The 19933-nt window shown below is 63.0% G+C and carries 17 protein-coding genes; 12 read left to right on the top strand and 5 right to left on the bottom strand.

The window, feature by feature from the left end:
* Window positions 1-47 precede the first annotated feature (47 nt).
* From QMX97_RS22860 to QMX97_RS22845, 4 genes are all read left to right on the top strand, one after another.
* Window positions 48-818, top strand: coding sequence for a PIG-L deacetylase family protein (locus QMX97_RS22860; protein WP_282397668.1), 771 nt, complete (start codon window positions 48-50; stop codon window positions 816-818).
* 238 nt (window positions 819-1056) lie between these two features.
* Complete coding sequence (locus QMX97_RS22855; RefSeq protein ID WP_282397667.1) at window positions 1057-3594, top strand: autotransporter outer membrane beta-barrel domain-containing protein; 2538 nt, start codon at window positions 1057-1059, stop codon at window positions 3592-3594.
* A gap of 132 nt (window positions 3595-3726) precedes the next feature.
* Entirely contained in the window at window positions 3727-4764 is a 1038-nt protein-coding gene (locus tag QMX97_RS22850) for an alpha/beta hydrolase (RefSeq protein ID WP_282397666.1), read from the top strand.
* 166 nt (window positions 4765-4930) lie between these two features.
* Complete coding sequence (locus QMX97_RS22845; protein WP_282397665.1) at window positions 4931-5125, top strand: hypothetical protein; 195 nt, start codon at window positions 4931-4933, stop codon at window positions 5123-5125.
* Between the two features lie 153 nt (window positions 5126-5278).
* Here the strand turns inward: QMX97_RS22845 and QMX97_RS22840 are convergent, their stop codons facing one another.
* Complete coding sequence (locus QMX97_RS22840; RefSeq protein ID WP_282397664.1) at window positions 5279-6694, bottom strand: amino acid permease; 1416 nt, start codon at window positions 6692-6694, stop codon at window positions 5279-5281.
* A 67-nt stretch (window positions 6695-6761) separates the two neighbouring features.
* Window positions 6762-7796, bottom strand: a complete 1035-nt coding sequence (locus QMX97_RS22835; RefSeq protein ID WP_282397663.1) for a histone deacetylase family protein — start codon at window positions 7794-7796, stop codon at window positions 6762-6764.
* 121 nt (window positions 7797-7917) lie between these two features.
* Between QMX97_RS22835 and QMX97_RS22830 the strand changes: the two genes are divergently transcribed.
* From QMX97_RS22830 to QMX97_RS22820, 3 genes are all read left to right on the top strand, one after another.
* Window positions 7918-8409: an Lrp/AsnC family transcriptional regulator gene (locus QMX97_RS22830; protein ID WP_065908104.1), complete on the top strand. Its 492-nt coding sequence runs from the start codon at window positions 7918-7920 to the stop codon at window positions 8407-8409.
* A 184-nt stretch (window positions 8410-8593) separates the two neighbouring features.
* Complete coding sequence (locus QMX97_RS22825; protein WP_282397662.1) at window positions 8594-10753, top strand: TonB-dependent siderophore receptor; 2160 nt, start codon at window positions 8594-8596, stop codon at window positions 10751-10753.
* Between the two features lie 203 nt (window positions 10754-10956).
* On the top strand, window positions 10957-12450 hold the full coding sequence (locus QMX97_RS22820; RefSeq protein ID WP_282397661.1) for a methyl-accepting chemotaxis protein: 1494 nt from the start codon (window positions 10957-10959) through the stop codon (window positions 12448-12450).
* 22 nt (window positions 12451-12472) lie between these two features.
* Here the strand turns inward: QMX97_RS22820 and QMX97_RS22815 are convergent, their stop codons facing one another.
* Window positions 12473-13228, bottom strand: a complete 756-nt coding sequence (locus tag QMX97_RS22815; RefSeq protein ID WP_282397660.1) for a sulfite exporter TauE/SafE family protein — start codon at window positions 13226-13228, stop codon at window positions 12473-12475.
* The gene (locus QMX97_RS22810) at window positions 13213-13875 is read right to left on the bottom strand and encodes an FMN-binding negative transcriptional regulator (RefSeq protein ID WP_282397659.1); all 663 of its coding nucleotides are present in this window, start codon (window positions 13873-13875) and stop codon (window positions 13213-13215) included. The genes QMX97_RS22815 and QMX97_RS22810 overlap by 16 nt, the downstream gene beginning before the upstream one ends.
* Before the next feature lie 85 nt (window positions 13876-13960).
* Here QMX97_RS22810 and QMX97_RS22805 point away from each other — a divergent pair, with 85 nt between their 5' ends.
* The 3 genes from QMX97_RS22805 (at window position 13961) to QMX97_RS22795 (ending at window position 16346) form a co-directional block, all read left to right on the top strand.
* Window positions 13961-15448, top strand: coding sequence for a PLP-dependent aminotransferase family protein (locus QMX97_RS22805; RefSeq protein ID WP_282397658.1), 1488 nt, complete (start codon window positions 13961-13963; stop codon window positions 15446-15448).
* A 21-nt stretch (window positions 15449-15469) separates the two neighbouring features.
* Window positions 15470-15826, top strand: coding sequence for a VOC family protein (locus QMX97_RS22800; RefSeq protein ID WP_065908096.1), 357 nt, complete (start codon window positions 15470-15472; stop codon window positions 15824-15826).
* 61 nt (window positions 15827-15887) lie between these two features.
* Window positions 15888-16346, top strand: coding sequence for a hypothetical protein (locus QMX97_RS22795; RefSeq protein WP_120448754.1), 459 nt, complete (start codon window positions 15888-15890; stop codon window positions 16344-16346).
* Window positions 16347-16532: 186 nt separating this feature from the next.
* Here the strand turns inward: QMX97_RS22795 and QMX97_RS22790 are convergent, their stop codons facing one another.
* Window positions 16533-17081 carry an adenylate kinase gene (locus QMX97_RS22790; RefSeq protein WP_120448755.1) on the bottom strand — a complete coding sequence of 183 codons (549 nt, stop codon included), beginning with the start codon at window positions 17079-17081 and terminating at the stop codon, window positions 16533-16535.
* Between the two features lie 184 nt (window positions 17082-17265).
* Between QMX97_RS22790 and QMX97_RS22785 the strand changes: the two genes are divergently transcribed.
* Window positions 17266-18219 (top strand): DMT family transporter, encoded by a 954-nt coding sequence (locus QMX97_RS22785; RefSeq protein WP_282397657.1) that lies wholly within the window; start codon window positions 17266-17268, stop codon window positions 18217-18219.
* Window positions 18220-18466: 247 nt separating this feature from the next.
* Window positions 18467-19804 (top strand): MFS transporter, encoded by a 1338-nt coding sequence (locus tag QMX97_RS22780; protein ID WP_065908086.1) that lies wholly within the window; start codon window positions 18467-18469, stop codon window positions 19802-19804.
* Window positions 19805-19933: the final 129 nt, after the last annotated feature.

Here is a 19933-nt window from a genome sequence, read left to right as displayed (position 1 = left end):
CGTCAACGGAGCACGACCCAGCATCAATTGACAAGGATCTGTCACCCATGAAGCTTGCCTCATTAGGCGACGGCCGCCGTGGCCCCGCCCAAATCTGGAACAGCGCACCGCAGCTGGCGCAAATCCCGCCGATCGCCCCTCATTCACTGGTGCCTCCTGGCGCACGCGTGGTTATCATCGCCCCCCATCCCGGCGATGAAGTGCTGGCCTGTGGCGGCTTGCTGCAACTGCTCAGCACCCTGGAACACCCGCTGCAACTGATCTCCATCACCGACGGCAGCGCAAGCCACCCCGGCTCGAATGTGTGGCCGGCCAGCCGCCTGAGCGTGGTCAGGCCCCAGGAAAGCGCCGAAGCACTGCGCCGCCTGGGCATGCCGCTGCACAGCCTCAAGTGGATTCGCGGTGGCTTTTGCGATAACGCCCTCGCCGCCCGCGAACCGCAATTGAGCCAGTTCATCGCCCGCTACCTGCACCCCGGTGACGTGGTGTTTTCTACCTGGCGCAACGACGGCAATGACGACCATGACGCCGTCGGCCGTGCCAGCGCCAAGGCTTGCAGCCTGGTAGGCGCGCACCTGTATGAAGTGCCGATCTGGGCCTGGCACTGGCCCGCCCGCGAAGGAGCGGTGATCCCCTGGCAGCGCGCGCGCAAGGTACGCCTGGATACGTGGAGCGTGGCGCGCAAACTCCACGCCGCCCACGCGTATGCCAGCCAATTGGCCGGCGACCCACAGATCGGCCTGGCGCCGATCCTCGCCCAGGTGTTGTTGGAGCGAATGCGCGAACCCTACGAGATCGTGCTGCCGCCATCCGTCTGACTCGTCTACACCTGTTATTTCTAACAGTGGCGCCCTGTCCATACACGGCTATGCTGCAACAGGACTGTGCCGCTTGAAGCGCAGTCGAGAAAGCCATGCCAACCTGTTGCATTGGCCGGTGTTTTCGAACAGGTGACCGGTATTTCCTGATCTGTATCGTGCATTTCGTTGTCATGGTCTGGCCCGCGCCTGCCGTTGCAGGTGCCGGGGCAATTATCCCCTCAATCGAGGACGGATCATGCGCACACGGACCTTTGCCTGGCTGTACCTGGTCGCCCTGGCAGCGACGCCACTGAGCTCTTACGGAGCCTGCGTCATCAATAACACCGCCGGCGACGACACCTCCGCCTGTGACAGCGGCACCGCGCCGGGCTTCACCGACACTGGCGGCAACAACACCCTGAATCTCACTGCCACCGGCCGTATCACCGGGGCGGTGACCTATGGCGCCGGCAATGACCTGGTGGATGTGGAAGGCCCGAGCGCCGGGATCGACGGCAACTTGAACCAAGGCGACGGCAGCAATATCTTCCGCCTCAACCTGGGCAGCATCACCGGCTCGGTGACCCAAGGCTCGGGCAATGATGTGGCGCAGGTCACCGGCGGCCTGGCCGGCGCGATCATCCAGGGTGAAGGCATCGACAGTTTCTCCATGAGCGGCGGCACCATTGCCTCATTGGCCCAGGGCGACGGGCGCGATCAGTTCTTCATGAGCGGTGGCACGATCACCGGCGCGTTCGAGGACGGCGACCAGGCACTGATGAGCGGCGGCACCATCGGCCGGGTGGACATGAAGCTCGATAACAACATTTTCGATATGCGCGGCGGCACGATCATCGGCAACCTGGTGACCGCCTTTGGCCAAGACACCATCCTGGTCTCGGGCACCAGCTTGATCGGCGGCAACATCAGCACCAGTGGCGGCGCGGATATCATCACGGTGACCGGCGGCACCATCAACGGGCAGATCCTGGCCAGTGCCGGCAATGACCTGTTCAGTTGGATCGGCGGCGGGCAAATCCGCGGACCCATCCTGATGGGCAACGATAACGACACCGCCCTCCTGCAAAACCTGACTGAAACCCAACTGTCATCCACCGCGTTGATCGATGGTGGCACGGGCACCGACACGCTGACGTTCGACAATACCCAGGCCAGCACGCCCGGGCGCTATGCCAACTGGGAACAGGTGATACTGGACAACAATGCCCGCTTCACACTGGGCGGCACTTTCGTGCTGGGCGATGCCGACACCGGCACCGGCACGATGTCGGTCAACGGCAGCAGCACGCTGCTGGTCAATACCGGGGTTATCAGTGCGTTCACCGCTGGCCAGCTGGTGACCGTGAACAACCGTGGCCTGATCGACATGACCAGCGGCAGCGCCATCGCCAGCGACACGCTGACCGTGAATGGCAACTACAACGGCAACGGCGGCGGGCTCGCGCTGCAAAGCGTGCTCGGCGCTGACGGTTCCCCCAGCGATAAACTGGTGGTCAGCCAGGGCACCCTCGGCGGCACTACCGCGATCAGCGTCAGCAACCTGGGTGGGGCCGGCGGCGCTACGCTGCAGGACGGCATCCAGGTCGTCCAGGCCATCAACGGCGCCAGCGGCAGCGGCACCGCGTTCAGCCTCGCAGGGCCGTTGTCCGCCGGGGCGTTCGACTATCGCCTGTTCAAGGGCGGCGTATCGGCCGGCACGGCAGAAAACTACTACTTGCGCTCCACCGTCCCCGTGACGCCGGCCGATCCCGTGCTCGTGCCCGTGCCGGGCCCCGGTGAGCCGCCACTGCCATCCAACCCCGGGCTGACGCCGATCCCGATCTACCGCCAGGAAGTGCCGATCTATGCTGCGCTGTTTCCGGCGGCCGACCAGATCGTGCGGGGCATGCTGGGCACCTATCACCAGCGCATGGGGGACCAGGACCAGCCACAACCGGTCGGTACGTTCCCGGCGGGTTGGGGACGGGTGTACGGCAGCAGCAGTCGCCAGCATTCCGCCGGGACCGTCAGCCCAACGCTGGACAGTTCGGTCACGGCCTTCCAGGTCGGCAGCGACGTCTACGCCAGCAGCGGCGACAGCGGCCAGACCCAGCGCGCCGGTTTTTTTGTCGGCCACAGCACCCTCAGGGGCAACGTCAAAGGCTTCAATGGCGGCTGGGAAGACCGCGACGCGGGCAAGACCACCTTGCGCGGTGACAGCCTGGGGGTCTATTGGACGCTGATCGGCGCCAACCAGGCTTACCTCGACCTGGTCCTGATGGGCACCCGCTTCGACGGCAACAACGCGTCGGATCGCGGGGTGAAAATGGACACCCAGGGCCACAACGTAAGCGCATCCGCCGAAGTGGGCTGGCCGTTCGCGCTGGTCAACAACTGGGTGGTCGAGCCCCAGGCCCAGGTGATCGTCGGCAAGACCTGGCTGGACAAGCAAAACGACGGCATCGCCGATGTTTCGTACGATGCTGACACCCGCATTACCATGCGCCTGGGCGTGCGGCTGCGCGGCCAGTACACGGTCAGCGGCCTGCCACTGCAGCCCTATGTGCGCGCAAATGTCTGGCACTCACGCGCCGGGACTGACACCGTCACCTTCAATGACGTCACGGATATCGACACCGAGCAGAAGTCCACCACCCTCGACCTGAGTGCCGGCGCCACGCTGGAGGTGGCCAACGGCGTGAACCTGTATGGCGAAGTCGGCTATGACCGCAACCTCGACAGCAACCTGTTCAACGGGCGCCAAGGCACGTTGGGCGTGAAGGTGGCCTTCTAGCAATGTATCGCACTGTGTACGGAACCGGCGGCGATACACAGCGTTTGATTCGACGGGTTTCCTGAAACAACCCAGATACAGCGCAGCGTTCAACTGAGCATCAGGCACACATCAAGCCGTAGGAGGCTCGCCATGCACGCTCACTTGAACCGTCGCCCCACACGTCACCCGCTGTTCCTGGCCCTGGCCCTGTTGTCCTTCGGTGCCAGTGGCCTGGCGCAGGCTGAAATGCCCGAGCCGCCCGCGCGCGCGCCGGTTGCGAGCCCTCAGGCAGGCTTGGGTGCGCTCAAGCACATCAAGGCCGGGCAACTTGAGGTGGCCTACGCTGAAGTCGGCCCGGCCACTGGCCCGGCGGTGATCCTGCTGCACGGCTGGCCCTACGATATCGACAGCTACGCACAGGTTGCCCCGCTGCTCGCCGCCAAGGGCTATCGGGTGTTGATCCCTTATGCGCGAGGTTATGGCGGCACACGCTTCCTCTCGGACACGACCCTGCGCAACGGCGAACCGGCGGCCTTGGCCCGCGATGTGATCGACTTCATGGACGCCCTGCACATCCAGCAAGCCGTGCTCGGTGGCTATGACTGGGGCGCGCGCTCGGCGGATATCGTCTCGGCCTTGTGGCCAGAGCGGGTCAAGGCGCTGGTCTCGGTGAGCGGCTACCTGATCGGCAACCAGGCCGCCGGCCAGACCCCACTGCCGCCCAAGGCCGAGCTGCAGTGGTGGTACCAGTTCTACTTCGCCACCGAGCGCGGCGCCGCCGGCTACCAGAAAAACACGCACGATTTCGCCAAGCTGATCTGGCAACTGGCCTCGCCGAAATGGGCGTTTGACGACGCCACGTTCGCACGCAGCGCCAAAGGCCTGGACAACCCCGATCACGTCGCCATCACCGTGTTCAACTACCGCTGGCGCCTGGGCCTGGTGCAGGGCGAAACCCAATACGCCGGGCTGGAGCAGCAACTCGCCCAGGCCCCCGCCATTGGCGTGCCGACCATCACCCTCGAAGGCGACGCCAACGGCGCCCCGCACCCGGCGCCCGAAGACTACGCCAAGCGCTTTACCGGCAAATATGAGTTCCGCCTGGTCAAGGGTGGGATCGGCCACAATCTGCCGCAGGAAGCCCCGGAGGCATTTGCCAGGGCGGTGATCGATGCGGATCACCTGTGAGGCGCAATCTTTCGCTATCGCCTTTATGACATCGCGAAGGGTGATGACCTACCGCACCTGTAACGCGCCCCCGACGGCCAGACCGTGCCGACGCCCAAGGCCATAGACTTTCGGCCCGGCACGTTGCCTGGCAGTGCTTGCGGGGAAGTGGGACTGGGCAAATCCCTTGAGCAACAGCGTCGCCGAGCATCTGGTGATGAGCGTAATGGCGCTGGAGCTCAACTACCTGCCATCAACCCCAGTGGGTGCTCAAGGGTGGCTGGAACATCGCCGAGTGCGTGGTCGTTCCTACGACGTGGAAGGCATGCATGTGGACACCGTCACCGCCTGCCGGACGCCGTGGAAAAAGAGCTCAAGCTGACCGATCACGAAACCTTGGAAAGCCTGGCCAAGACCTGCGATATGGTGCCCCTGAACGGTCCGCTGCACCCGGAAACCGAGCACATGACCAACGCCGAGTCGCTCAAGCACTTCCAGTGCCGCGCTTACTTGATCAACACCGCACGCGGCACGCTCATAGCGCCGCAGCCCCATTCACCTGTGCCTTGTTGCGCTGGCGAAAACGCGACAGTTGATAGGCAATCCCCAGCCAGATAAACCACGCGGGCATCACGCACAGCGCCAGGCGCGTGTCCGGGCGCAGCGCCAACAGGCAAAGCACGAACCCCAGGAACCCCAGGGAAAACCATGCCATCGGTACACCTCCGGGCATCTTGTAAGTGGATTTGGCATGCAGGTCCGGGCGTTTTTTGCGGTAAGCGATATAGGACGCGAGGATAGTCGACCAGGTAAAAATCACCAGGATCGCCGACACCGTCGACACAATCGTGAAGGCCGTCATCACCTCCGGCACCACAAACAGCAGCACCAGGCCGAGCAGCATCAACACGGTGCTGAAGGCCAGGCTGATAAACGGCACGCTGTGCGTCGACAGTCGCCGAAAGATGCCCGGTGCATCGCCCAGGTCGGCCAGGCCGAAGAGCATGCGGCTGGCGGAAAACACCCCGCTGTTGGCCGACGACGCCGCCGAAGTCAGCACCACGAAATTCACGATGCCTGCGGCCGCGGGGAAACCGGCCACCAGGAACAGTTCCACAAACGGGCTTTTGCTCGGCGATACCTGCTGCCAGGACGTCACTGCAATGATGCACGCCAAAGCCAGCACGTAGAACAGGATGATGCGCAATGGAATCGAGTTGATCGCCTTCGGCAGGGTCTTCTCCGGCGCACGGGTTTCGGCGGCTGCGGTGCCGATCAACTCGGTGCCGGCAAAGGAAAAGATCGCCATCTGGAAGCCGGCGAAAAAGCCGAACAGCCCATTCGGAAACGCTGCCTGTCGATCCAGCAAGTGGCCCAGGGAGGCTGTCACACCCGTAGGCGAGACAAACGCACTGGCAATCATCACCACGCTGACACTGATCAGCGTGACCACGGCGATGATCTTGATGATCGCGAACCAGAACTCCACTTCGCCAAACAGCTTGACCGTCAGCACGTTCAGCGCGAACAGCGTCAGCAGCATGCCCACGGCGGGCATCCAGGCGGGCACGTCCGGGAACCAGTACTGGAAAAATCCGCCGACCACCACCGCATCCCCGACCACCGCCACGCTCCAGCTCAGCCAGTACGACCAGCCCAGGAAGAACGCCGCACGCGGGCCCAGGTACGCGCCGGCAAAGTCGGCGAAGCTCTTGAAGTTGAGGTTCGACAGCAGCAGCTCACCCATGGCGCGCATTACGAAATACACGAACAGCCCGATGATCATGTAGATCAGGATGATCGAGGTACCGGACAGCGCGATGATCTTGCCGGAGCCCATGAAGAGGCCGGTGCCGATCGCACCGCCCATCGCCATAAGCTGGATATGGCGGTTGCTCAGGGTGCGTTGCAACGCAGGCTTTTCGTCCAGCCCGGGCGTGGTTGTTTTCATCACAAAACCTCTTGTTATGTTTTTGAGTTTTGGCAGAAAAAAAGTCGAGCAGCGAGGGTTGTTGGAATCAGGCGGTCGCGCTTTCGAATCCGTGCAGCACGTTGACGGCGTTGATGCCGATCTCATCGACCATGTAGCCACCCTCCATCACGAACAGCGTCGGCACGCCCACGCTGGCGATGATCTCGCCCATGCCGACGAAGTCCTGGCTGTCGAGCAGGAAGTGGCTGATCGGGTCGTCCTTGAACGTGTCGACGCCGAGGGAGATCACCAGCACCTCGGGGGCGAAGGCGCGCAGTTGGCGGCAGGCGTCGAGCAACGCGACCCGGTAGTCGGCCCACGTAGTGTTTTTCGGCAACGGGTAGTTCAGGTTGAAGCCCTCCCCCGCGCCGGCCCCGCGCTCACTGCTGGCGCCGGAAAAGTACGGGTAGGAGACGGCCGGGTCACCGTGCAGCGAGATGAACAGCACGTCCGGCCGCGAGTAGAAAATGTTCTGCGTGCCGTTGCCGTGGTGGAAGTCCACATCCAGCACCGCCACGCGCTGGCCGCCCTGGGTGATGGCCTGTTGCGCGGCAATCGCGGCGTTGTTGAGGTAGCAATAACCACCCATGTACTCGCGGGCGGCGTGGTGCCCCGGCGGACGGCACAAGGCGAAGGCGCTGTGATGGCCTTCATCGATCAGGGCCAGGCCGGTGAGTGCGATATCAGCGCTGGTTTTCACCGCGTTCCAGGTGGTACGGGTAATCGGCGAGCCGGCGTCCATGGCAAAGAAGCCGAGCTTGCCATCAATGAATTCCGGCACCTGTTGATTGGCCAGGTCACGCACCGGCCATACCAATGGCAGTGCGTCGTGGCTGCGGCCGATGGCGGTCCATTCGGCCCAGGCATGTTCAAGGAACGCCACATAGCGTTCGCTGTGCGCGTTGACGTAGCAGGCCCGATCAAAATGGCGCGGCACGATGATATCGCCCAGCCCGACATGCCGGACGCGGTCACGCACGGTGTCGGCGCGGCTGGGTTGTTCGAATGAGGGCTTGAGCACGCCGTCCTTGAGTTCGGTGCCATGGTGCAAACGGTGGTCATCACTAAAAACAGTCAGCATTTGTCGGTATCCGCCAGTAAAAGACAGGCTCTATTTTGTTCTGGCAGAGCCGGGCTTTCTTTGCTTTTACTTGCGCCACTGTTAGGTTTATCGGGAATTTTTACCTCTTCGGCTATCCATCATGAAAAATAAAACCAAACAGGTCGCTCTCGACGACACTGATCTCGCCATCCTCGCCCTCTTGCAGGAGGACGCGAGCATTTCCAACGCGCAACTGAGTGAGCGCCTGTCGCTGAGCCTCACGCCCTGCTGGCGGCGCCGCAAACGCCTGGAAGAGGAAGGCGTGATCAAGGACTACCAGGCCAACCTCGACCGCAAGATGCTCGGGCTCGACATCCTGGCGTTTGTGCATGTGCGCTTCGCGATCCATACCGACCATGCGCCGGACGCCTTCGAGGCGGTGGTCAGAGACCTGCCCGAAGTGCTGTCGTGCCACAAGATCACCGGCGATGCCGATTACCTGTTGCAGGTACTCGCCGCGGATCTCGACAGCTACAGCGAGTTCGTCGAAAGCGTTTTGCGCCGGCAATTGGGGATTGCGTCGATCCAATCGAGCCTGGCGCTGAGGGAGGTCAAGGCAACCAGCCGAGTGGCGATCGCGCGACGCGATTGACACCCCGGTACAGAGGTGATTGCTGCAGCGCATAGCCAAATGCCATCCGCTGCAGATGTGAAAAATTCGTTAACTAATTCTCCCCAATGGCTTTTTTGCGACAGAACCTTCTGGCACACTGATGCGAATAATTATCATCACCTTTATTATTCGCCATGGAGGGCGCTCGGGGAGAGTCAGCTTCATGTCTGTGCAACAACACGGCGGTAACGGTTTTTCATTCAACCTGATGGCCCTGGCGGTCTGCCTGGCCAGCTCCCAAGCGGTCTTTGCGGCCGACACCGAAGCGCCAGCGGCCACGCTCGAGCTGGGTGCCACGCAAATCTCCGGTGACAGCCAGCTCGGCGAAACCACTGAAGGCACGCAGTCCTACACCACCGGCGCGATGAAAACCGCGACCAAGCTGCCATTGACGATGCGTGAAACGCCACAGGCCGTCACCGTCATCACCCGCCAGCGCATGGACGACCAGGCCATGACCAGCATCAACGACGTGGTCAACGCCACGCCGGGGTTGTTCCTCAATTACTCCAGCGGCCCTGGCCGGCAGTCCTACACCTCACGCGGTTTCGACATCGACAACCTGATGTACGACGGCATCCCGAGTGGCTACAACGGCGTTAACGTGGGTGCCCAGCCGAACCTGGCGATGTTCGATCGCGTCGAGGTCGTGCGCGGTGCCACCGGCCTGGTGACCGGCGCAGGCAACCCTTCGGCCGCCATCAACCTGATCCGCAAGCGCCCGCTGGATGAGCAGAAAGTCACCCTCACCGGTGCCGCCGGCAGTTGGGACGACTACCGTGGCGAGCTCGACGCCTCCAGCCCACTGAATGACAGCGGCACCCTGCGTGGCCGGGTCGTCACCTCCTACCGCGACGCCAACAGCTTCATCGACAAGGTCGAGGAAGATCACGGCCTGTTCTATGCCGTCACCGAAGCCGACCTCAGCGAAGACACCACCCTGACCCTGGGTTTCTCCAACCAGAAGGACAAGACCAACTACTTCTGGGGTTCCTCGATGATCGGCCAGGACGGCCACCACCTGAACCTGCCGCGCTCCTACAACCCCGGCACCGACTGGGAAAACAAGGACCAGGAAATCAACACGGTCTTCGCCGAACTGCGCCAGCGCCTGGCCAATGACTGGAACCTGCAGGTCAACGCCAATTACGCCCAGCAGAACGCATTGTTCTCCGGTTCCTACCAGTCGCGCTGGGTCAACAACACACCGGCACGGACGGTCTACCAGGCCGCCTTCGATGAGGACCAGGCCGGCGTCGACGCCTTTGCCAGCGGGCCCTTCCAGGCCTTCGGGCGCACCCACGAACTGGTGGTGGGGGCCAGCAAGCGGGTCTACGACCTGACCACCCACAACTACAGCCCGTACGACACCAACTGGCCGCTCACGGCCGGCAAGCCGGACTTTGTGCACACCAACAACGACCACGAAGTCACCACCCAGGACGGCGTCTACGTGACCACCCGCCTGAGCCTGGCCGACCCGCTGAAGCTGATCCTCGGCGCGCGCCTGGACTGGTATGACTACAACAACCGTGATGGCGACGGCGACTACCATGTCACCCGCAACCTGACCCGCTACGCCGGCGTGATCTACGAGCTGGACGACCATCACTCGGTCTATGTCAGCTACAGCGACATCTTCACGCCGCAGAGCGAAAAGGACACCGCGGGCACGCCGGTCAAGCCGATCGTCGGCAAGAACTATGAAGTCGGCATCAAGGGCGAATACCTCGGCGGTGCGCTGAATGCGAGCCTCGCGCTGTTCAACGTCGACCAGGAAAACCGCGCCGTCCAGATCTTCCCGCAAACCTGCCCACAGGCCACGTGCTACGAAGCCTCGGGTGAGATTCGCAGCCAGGGTATCGACGTCGAGTTGCAAGGCGCCCTGACCGAGAACTGGCAGGTCGGCGGGGGCTACACCTACGCGCGAACCCACACCATCAAGGACGACGCCAACCCGCAGAAAGTGAACAAGCAGTTCGACACCGACACCCCGGAGCAGCTGTTCAAACTGACCACCCGCTACAACTTCCAGGGCCCGCTGGAAAAACTCCGGGTCGGCGGCAACATTTCCTGGCAGAGCCGCATGTACAACGACGTGCCGCTCAATGACGGTGGCAACTACCGCCTCAAACAGGGCGCCTACGCGGTCACCGACCTGATGGCCGGCTATAAGGTCAACGAGCACTTGGACCTGCAGCTCAACGCCAACAACATCTTCGACCGCCGCTACTATTCGTCCATCGCCAACTCGGTGAGCTACGGCGGCGACGCCTACGGCACCCCGCGCAACATGATGATGACGGCCAAGTACAGCTTCTGATCCAGGCTGGACGCCCACGGCGTGCCCCAATAGGCCTTGTGGGTCACGCTGCTCGCCGCGCTTAAAGTCCCCCACAGGGATGCCGATAAACTCTTGGCATCCCTGATCCTGCACAAATCCTGATACCTGCTTTGCTCTACCTGCGGGCCCACGTGGCACGCCGCATGCTTTGTTCCTGGCCAGTCCACATGGAGTAAGAGTGAATGCCCGTCCGCACGCGTTTCCTGGAGCACTACCGCAAGGCCGACCGCATCATGCTGGCGTTGATCTGGCTGATGTTCCTGTTCTCGCTGGGCCTGGCGTTCTGGCACGACACCCTGCTGCAGGCGGTGATCGTGGGCGGCGGCACCAGCGTGGTGCTCACTACGCTGTATCGCGCCGTTGGCGGCCGCCGCGCCATGCGTTGCGCGCTCGGGGCCGGACTGATGGTGATGGCCGCGCTGCACATCAACCAGGCCCAGGGCGTGATCGAATCCCACTTCGGCATCTTCGCGCTGTTGGCAGTGCTGACGTTTTACCGCGATTGGCTGCCGATCCTGATCGCGGCGCTGACCATCGCCGTGCACCACGTGGTCTTCCATGCGCTGCAGCATCAGGGTTTCCCGGTGTTCGTGATGGAGCATCACGGCGGCTGGGGCATGGTGTTCGTCCACGCCCTCTATGTGGTGATGGAAACCATCGCCCTGCTCTACCTGGCCGTGCACAGCCAGGCCGAGGCTGTCGAAAGCCAGGAAATGCTCGAGAAAATGCTCGCCGTCACCTCCCAATTCACCGTGGCAACCGCCCAGGGCGAAGGCAAGGTGCACGTGTCCCTCACCCAGCGTTTCGACCACTTCCTGCAGCAGATCACCCATCTGATCGACGGCGTCGCCCGCGACTCCCACGGCCTCGGCCAACTCGGCCAGGCCCTCGCCAGTACCAGCGGCACCCTGGAAAAAGGCGCGCGGCACCAACTGGCCGAAATCAGCCAGATGACCGGCTCGATGCAACGCATGGAAGACGCCATGGGCCACATCGCGGTGCACGTCGAACACGCGGTGGAACACGCCGGCAAGGCCAGCCAACAGATCATTCGCGGCCAGGAAAGCGTCGGCCGCGCCCAGCAGGAAATCACCCAACTGGCCTCGCGCCTCAGCGGTGCCAACCAGACCGTGGAAGGCCTTGCGGTGCAAGCCGAGCAGATCGGCACGGTGCTGGAGGTGATCAACAGCATCGCCAACCAGACCAACCTCCTGGCCCTCAACGCCGCCATCGAGGCAGCCCGCGCGGGCGAGCAAGGCCGTGGTTTTGCCGTGGTCGCCGACGAAGTCCGCAGCCTGGCGCAACGCACCGCCGTCTCCACCCAGGAGATCAAAACCATCATCGAAAGCCTGCAGCAAGGCAGCCGCGAAGCCGTCGAGGCCATGCACGACAGTCGCCAGGGCGTGGAACGCTGCGTACAAGACAGCCAGGTCGCCGTGCAAATGCTGCAGGCGGTCGGGCTGGACATCGCGCAGATCGACCAGCTCAACGACCACATCGTCAGCACCACCCGCGAGCAGACCTCGGCGAACCTGGAGATAGTCGGGCGATTGCAGGCCGTGCAGAGCATTGCGCAGAGCACCGCCAATGACGTGGAAACCCTGGCGCGCAGCAGCGAGCAGTTGCCACCGATTGCGGTGCGGCTGGACGCGCTGGGGCGCCGGTTTCATCAATAAGTGTCAAGGCGAGTGACAGCCATCAACCCAGGATGCCATCCCACAATAGCTTCAATGCAGTGATAACCAGCAAGCCATGACAGGCACGGTATAACTGGCGCTGATCCAGCTTCGCATGCAGCCGCCAGCCCAGCCACACGCCGCTCGGCACGGCGAGCAGGCAGATCAGCGCCAGGCTCAAGACATTACCGGTTGGCCGTGCGAGGATCAGCCAGGGGATTGCCTTGAGCAGATTGCCCACCGTAAAGAACAGACTGGTGGTGCCGGCGTACACCTGCTTGCTCAGACCCAGCGGCAACAGGTACATCGCAAGGGGCGGCCCACCGGAATGCGCAACCATGGTGGTAATCCCCGACGTGATCCCCGCCGCCACCGCCTTGGGCGACGAACGTGGCTTCACGCCGACGTTGCCCCCGGCCCTGAACCACAGGCCCACAAAGATCAAGGTGACTGCCGCCATCACTATCGCTATCGCCCGGTGGTCCAGCACACGGAAAAGCCCATAGCCAATGCCGATGCCAACCACCAGCCCCGGCACCAGGACATTGAGGTCCGGCTTTGACCAGGTGGACGGTTTCCAATAGCGCAATCCGAACAGGTCCATGGCGATAAACAGCGGCGCGAGCAGACCGCCGGCGGTGATCGGGTCCATTACCAGTGACAACAGCGGAATCCCGACAATCGCGAACCCTCCGCCGAACGCGCCTTTCATAAAGCAGATCAAAAAGACTCCGGCGAACGTCACCAGGATCGTCGCGGTGGTCAGCTCAAGTTCCATGGCGCCGCCTCCTGATCCAGCGGCCCGAGGTTTTCCAGCATGGTCCTGGACAGGGCCACCTCACCGCGCTCGCGCAGGTGGGCGATCGCCGACAGACGATCGGCATGGTCCTTGTTTTGATTGAGCTTGCGCTTGCATTCGAAGCGCAGCGGCTGGATCTCGATGCCGACAATCCTTGCCAACATTTGCTCCAGATAGTCCGCTGGCGCGTCGCCCATTCGCCAGGGTTTGGGTTGCGAAGCTTCGTGTTGGCGCGTCAGCAGCGCCAAGGTACGGCGCAGGCGTTTTTCATCTCGCATCACCCGCAGCACACCCTGCACATGTACCACTTCGTAATTCCACGTCGGCACCTGGCGATGAGTCGAGTGCTTGGATGCATAGCCGTTGGGCGACACATATGCATTCGCACCGCGAAAAATCACCAGCACCGGCACACCCTCCGTGCCGCGTTGCCATAGCGGATTGGCGCGGGCCACATGCCCGGTGAGCAATCCGTGGGTGCCGTCATGCGGGTCGAAGTCAAAAGGTACGTGGTCGGCGTCGATACCATTTGCGCCCGGCATCACGAGGATGCCCAGCGGATTGTCACGGATAATCCTGTGCAACTGTTCAGGGCGTTGTTCTGCGAAGTGATCGGGAATGTACATGGCGAGCGTTCATCTTTTTTAGAAGAGAACCCATAATGTCGAGCATGACCTGCAGCGTAAAAAGCACCAGTTTTGAGGTATTTCCATGGGCCAGTTATCGAACACATCGCCACGCGGAGCGGAACGCCGCATTTACGCCAGGCTGCGTGCACAGATTGAGGACGGCACACTGGCCGCGGGTACCCAACTGCTGTCCACCCGTGCGATGGCCGACACACTTGGCGTGTCGCGCACCACGGTGACCGCGGCCTATGAGCAACTCGCCGCCGAAGGGTTCGTGGTGACGGCGGTGGGCAAGGTGGCCAGGGTGGCGGCCGTTGCGGTCGGGCGCACCCAACCAGGCAGATCGCCTGTCAATCACCCGCCGCCGGCCCTGTCCCTTTATGGCCAGCGCGTTGCGGCCCTCAAGCCCTACAGCATGGCCTCGCCCTCCGCGCGTATCGACTTCAGGTATGGCTCGGTAGCTTCACGGGACTTTCCCGCGCTTGGCTGGCACCGTGCTTATCGTGCCGAGTTGAACAAGCGCCAACCCAGCCGCCCCTACGGCCAAGCGGAAGGCGAAGAACACCTGCGCAGTGCGCTGCAAGGCTACTTGCGCCGTGCCAGGGGGCTGGCCTGCGATGCCGAGCAGATCCTCATTGTCCACGGTTCCCAACAGGGGCTCGACCTGTGTGCCCGGGTGCTGCTCAACCCCGACGATGCATTCGTCTTCGAAGACCCGGGCTACCGGATGGCCCGTTACTGCTTTGAAGCCACTGGGGCCACCCCGCTCCCCTTGCCCGTCGACACCGCCGGCCTGCAGACACAACACCTGCCCGACGACGCCCGCGTGCGCCTGGCCTATGTCACGCCGTCGCACCAATTTCCCATGGGTGCGGTGCTGCCGATCGCGCGTCGCCTCGAATTGCTCAACTGGGCAAGCCGCCATCGCGCGTGGGTCATTGAAGATGATTACGGCGGCGAATTCCGCTACGGCCAGCGCCCTATCGACGCCCTGCAATCGATGGACACCGAGGCGCGCGTCATCTACGTCGGTACCTTCTCCAAGGCCTTGTCGCCGCAATTGCGCCTGGGCTACCTGGTGCTGCCGCGCGAATTGGTCGGGGTGTTTCGAGAAGCCAAGCGCCTGACTGATCGCCATTCCGCCCGCTGGGAGCAAAACGTCCTCGCCTCGTTGATCGACAGCGGCGCCTACGAACGCCATGTGCGCCGCCTGCGCCGGGACAATGAAGGACGCCGCAAGGCCTTGCTGGACGCGGTGGAACGCTACCTGCCGGGACGCGCAAGACTCGAAGGCATGGCCGCCGGGCTGCACGGCGTTTTGCAACTGCCGGCCCTGCGCGCCCATGTTGAAGGCGCGTTGCAGGCGCTGGCGCTCGAACGCGGCGTGGGGGTCTACCCGCTGTCGCCATTGTTTAAGCAGCCGCACCTTTTGCAGTGCGAGCGACCCGCCGGGTTGATCATCGGGTACGCCGGGCTCACCCCACAGCAGATCGATGAAGGCATAGAGATACTTGCCCGCGTAATCGATAGGGTCCAGGCATCGGCGGATACGTTACACTCGCCGCCCTAAACATCTGCCAGGGAGGCGACCATGAGCGTTCGCGGTAAAGACCGACAAATCGACAATATCGAGTTCAACGTCGGCGACATTGCACGCAGCAAAGCCTTTTACGGTGGCGCATTCGGCTGGACGTTCGTCGACTACGGGCCCACCTATACCGAGTTCACCGACGGCCGCCTCACGGGTGGCTTCACCACCGGCGAACCGGTTCGACCGGGTGGTCCCTTGATCATCCTGTATGCGGACAACCTCGCTGAGACACAACAGCGGCTGCACACCCTCGGCGCGGTCATCACCCGCCAGACCTTCGCCTTCCCCGGCGGCAGCAGGTTCCACTTCACCGATCCCGACGGTTATGAACTGGCCGTATGGACGGCACACGAGTAAGCCTGCCGCGTCCCTTCATCGATCATCGACTGTACTTTCTGACATGGATTCAGGTTTTTTCATGCGCAAAATTGCCCTGCCGTTTTTGACCCTGCTGTGCCTTCAAGGCTGCGCCGAAATGCCGGCCTACTCGAATGTGGATTCCAGTGAACCGCGCGATGAGTCTCGCTACACCATCGTCGAAACCGACACCTACGCGGGAAGGCCCAACCGCAGCTTCCTGGACCTGCAGCCGGACCTGAACATCATCCGGGTCAACGATAAAAAGGTCGGCAATATTCCGTTCTCGACCTACTACTACAAAAATGACTCACCGCAACGCGCCGTGCTGGTGCCGGGCACCTACACGATACAACTGGAGTACCGGCTGCCGCGGTACTTCATGTTTGCGGACTTGGAATTCGAGGGAAAACCCGGGCAGAAGATCATCGCGCGCTCGCAGTACATTGGACTGAATCGGCTGAAGATCTGGCTGGAGGATTCGGCGACGGGGGAAGTGGTGAGCAAGGGCATGCACTAAGGCTCCAGGCCCCCGAAAGGATCGAGCATTGCCAGGCTATTTCGGACGTTATCAGCGAGCGCGCATGCCTGCAGCGCCATGCGTCACACCGGGTGCTCACGGCGTGGCGCGGGTGATCGCCGTGCGCGCAACGCGCTCCCAGGCCCGCACGGTTGAGGTGGCTGCCGCTGGAAACTCAATCGTGCGTTAATCCGGGGCCAGGCGCAGCGACAACGCCTCAATGACCTGCGCCACCAGGCTGTCGGTGCTGTGGGTCCCGTCAACCTGCAGCACCGCAGCGGTTTGACTGGCCAGCCATCGCGCGTGCCAGGCTCGATTGCGGCCGCCAAAGTGCGGATCGTCGTACTGCGAGGCCCATTCGCGAAAGGCCACATGGATCGCGTGCATGTCGCCGCCGGGTGCGATCCGGTCGCCAAAGCGTTGCTGTTCACGCGCGGCCAGGCGTTGAAGGCGGACTGGCGTTGCAGTGTCCACGAAGACGATCAGCTCGACCTGGGTGATCAATTCGTCGCCCCAGTTCATACACGAGCCCGTCAGCACCCAGTCTTCGTCGCCGAGTCTTTGCTGCATCAATGACACGCGCTCAGGCGCGGCACGCTTGGTGGTGAACGGCGGGTCCGTGGGCATCCAGTAAAAATCATCGACATCGACATGGAGCACGCCCAGCCGCGCTGCGAGGTTCTGGCCCAGCGTGGTCACGCCCGCGCAGGAAGCACCGGTGATGTAAACGCGCATTTTTCCTCCCTGGAGACACATCGATTTCGAGGCCCGCACGATAGCCTAAATCCACCCTGATTGAATAAAACGACATCCTTGCACCTTCGCGACAAACACGTTACAAAGCCTCAGCAAGTTGTACGACGTCCTAACAATAAATCGCCATCCCCGATGATGGCATCCACTGTTCGAGCCCCCCATCATGACTGCGCCTGCCCCCACTCAAACCACGCCTGCCCTGTTCTCGCGGCACATCGCCGTGTTGATTCTGCTCTGCATGGGCTGCGCCTTTGCCGGCAACCACATTGCCGCTCGCGTGGCGTTTGATGATGGGGCCGGCGTGCTGCTGGCGATTCTGATGCGCTCGGGCGGCACCTTGTTGGTACTCGCCGTGCTGGTGCTATGGCAACGCCAAAGCCTGCGCTTGCCGTCCGGTGCTTGGCGCTGGCAAGTGCTGCTAGGCCTGCTCATCGCCACTCAAAGCCTGTGCCTGTACTCGGCCGTAGCCCGCGTGCCGGTCGCGCTGGCGTTACTGGTGGCGAATGTCTTTCCGATTTTGCTCGCGCTGCTCACCTGGGCATTCGGCGGCCCGCGCCCCACTGCTCGCACCGCACTGCTGATGGGTTTGATCCTGGTGGGCCTGGTGTTCGTGCTGGACGTTCCCGGGCGCCTCTCAGCCAGCGCAGAGACCGGCCCGCAATGGCTGCTCGGCGTCACCCTGGCGTTCTGCGCCGCCTTTGTGTTCGCCTGCGCCCTGTGGATCACCGACCACAAGTTGTCGCAGGTTCGCGGTTCCGTGCGCAGCCTGCTGACGATCTTCATCGTGTTCAGTAGCGTCAACCTTGCCGGCGTGAGTGGTGCCCTCGCCGACGGCCTGAACCTGCCGGCAACCAGCACCGGCTGGCTGGCACTCGCCACACTGGTCGTGCTCTACGGCACAGGCTTCATCGTGTTGTTCATTTCGGTGCCGCGCCTGAATATGCCGCGAAACGCGCCGGTGATGAACATCGAGCCGCTGGCGACGCTGCTGATGGGCTGGATCGTGCTCGATCAAATGCTCAGCGCCGGGCAGATCGCCGGTGGCGTCATCGTGGTAACCGGGATTGTGCTGCTGACGTATCGCAAGTCTGCGCAGCCTGTCGCCAAAGCCGCGTAAGGCCTGATGCAGGCTTGAACGGCGTGTGTTGTCAGATCGACACAGGCCGTTTTTTTCGTCACGCCTGCGCGTCAACATCATCCAGCCTCGCCCATCGATAGTCCCCTCGCGGCACCTGGCCCAATTCCTGCGTTCTCCTGCGTCGACACGTCGCTGTTGACTACGCGGACGACTCTTTTGAGCCCCGCCGCGCAAGCCCCTCCCCCGATAATCAAGCATCCCCGATCCCATCCCGAGGCCTTCCCCCATGACGAGCCCCTCCACCGAACAGGTCAGCCCCCACACCCTGCGAAAGGTCATCATCGCCGCCGGCATCGGTAACTTCGTCGAGTGGTTCGACTTCGCCGTCTACGGCTTCCTCGCCACCACCATCGCGCAACAATTCTTCCCCAGCGGCGACACCAGTGCCGCGCTGCTCAAGACCTTCGCGGTATTCGCCGTGGCGTTCGCTTTCCGGCCCCTGGGCGGGGTGTTCTTCGGCATGCTCGGCGACCGCATCGGGCGCAAACGCACGCTGGCCATGACGATCCTGCTGATGGCCGGCGCCACCACCTTGATCGGCCTGCTCCCGACTTACGCCGCCATCGGCGTTGCAGCGCCGATTCTGCTGTCGCTGATCCGCTGCGCCCAGGGTTTCTCCGCTGGCGGCGAATACGCCGGGGCCTGCGCCTATCTGATGGAACACGCGCCCAGTGACAAGCGCGCCTGGTACGGCAGCTTCGTGCCGGTGTCGACGTTTTCCGCGTTCGCCGCCGCCGCCGTGGTGGCGTACGCCCTGGAGGCGTCGTTGTCCGCCGAAGCGATGGGCAGTTGGGGCTGGCGCCTGCCGTTCCTGATCGCGGCGCCACTGGGGCTGGTCGGGCTTTACCTGCGCTGGAAGCTGGATGAGACGCCCGCCTTCCAGGCCGTCAAGCAGGAGCATGCGGTAGCCCACTCCCCGCTCAAGGAAACCTTGCGCAACCATGGTGCGGCGATCTGCTGCCTGGGCGCTTTTGTGTCACTCACGGCGCTGTCGTTTTATATGTTCACCACCTACTTCGCGACGTATCTGCAAGTGGCCGGCGGACTGAGCCGGGCGATGGCGTTGCTGGTGTCGCTGATTGCGCTGATTTTCGCCGCGGCGATTTGCCCGCTGGCCGGGCTGTACTCGGACCGGGTGGGGCGCCGGGTCACGGTGATGACCGCCTGTGCGCTATTGATCGTGGTGGTGTATCCGTCGTTCCTGATGGCCAGCTCCGGATCGTTCGCAGCCTCGGTGGTCGGGGTGATGTTGCTCGCGGTCGGCGCCGTGCTGTGCGGCGTGGTCACCGCCGCCTTGCTCTCGGAGACCTTCCCGACCCGCACGCGCTACACCGCTTCGGCGATCACCTACAACATGGCGTACACGATCTTCGGCGGTACCGCGCCGTTGATGGCGACCTGGCTGATCAGCACCACCGGCAGCAACCTGTCACCGGCGTTTTACCTGATAGCCGTGGCATTGCTCGCGCTGGCCGGCGGACTGGCACTGCCGGAGACCTCGCGGATTTCCCTGCATGATGTAGGCCCACAGGAAAAAGCCCCCGCGCCGCTGCTCTCGCGCTAAGCCAACCCCAACCCCACAGACAACCCCAATCCCCTGTAGGAGTTGTCGAGCCCCAGCGAGGCTGCGAAGAAGCCCTGTCAGCCGATGAAGATGTCGACTGTGAGTCCGCCTTCGCAGCCTCGCCAGGGC

It is taken from the genome of Pseudomonas sp. PS01298 (assembly GCF_029959745.1).
Classification (GTDB): Bacteria; Pseudomonadota; Gammaproteobacteria; order Pseudomonadales; family Pseudomonadaceae; genus Aquipseudomonas; species Aquipseudomonas aylmerensis.
The sequence above is the reverse complement of the archived record's forward strand: the minus strand, read 5'-3'. Positions and strand labels throughout refer to the sequence as shown.